Here is a 643-nt window from a genome sequence, read left to right on the forward strand (position 1 = left end):
CCGATGTTCAGCAACTTCACGCCAGCCGGAAGGGGTGAGAGAGGCGTGTTGTTCCAATTTTTTTATTACTTCTTTCATATTTTTTATTTATAATTCTTTCAAATAATCTACAAAACCTGTTTCATCCACTATGCCATTCTCAATCAAGAATCTTCGCGTTTGTTCTATTTTAATGAGTTCTTTTGCCGTATGGTCGCGTTCCTGCATTGTTGCCGTTAGTTTTATGGCACCACCTGTAATAATGAAAATGCCCTGACTAAGTTTAATGGCATAAAGTCTCAACCATGAAGCGTGTTTTTGCCGTTGAGAAAGCCTTGGGTTCTCTTTTTCCAAAAAAGATTCTTTTGTATAATTATTTAGCGGTCTGAAAACACTATCTAAATCAGCGACAAGAGAGATGGACAGTAAAATGTTTTCCAACCTGTTACTATCCTCAATAGTATCAATAATAGCCGTCTTAACATCTAAAATATTATAATAAGCAAGCAAATCACTCCAATTTTGTTTGAAAAACGCTCGCAACCAAACCACATCATTCCATTGCTCAAACAATTTATACAGTTCATTGTCGCTTTCGTCACCGTATCTTACAGCCCAAAGGCGACCATCATCGGTAATTTTATCAAATGTCATTTTTTTTGCA

Annotated in this window: 1 protein-coding gene; it reads right to left on the minus strand. The window is 36.4% G+C overall.

Translation table 11 applies throughout. From position 1 onward, the window contains the following. Positions 1-87 precede the first annotated feature (87 nt). A complete protein-coding gene (locus ASC50_RS03005; RefSeq protein ID WP_056928677.1) occupies positions 88-633 on the minus strand; it encodes a hypothetical protein in 546 nt (181 codons plus the stop codon). Positions 634-643: the final 10 nt, after the last annotated feature.

The organism is Candidatus Symbiothrix dinenymphae, assembly GCF_001431085.1.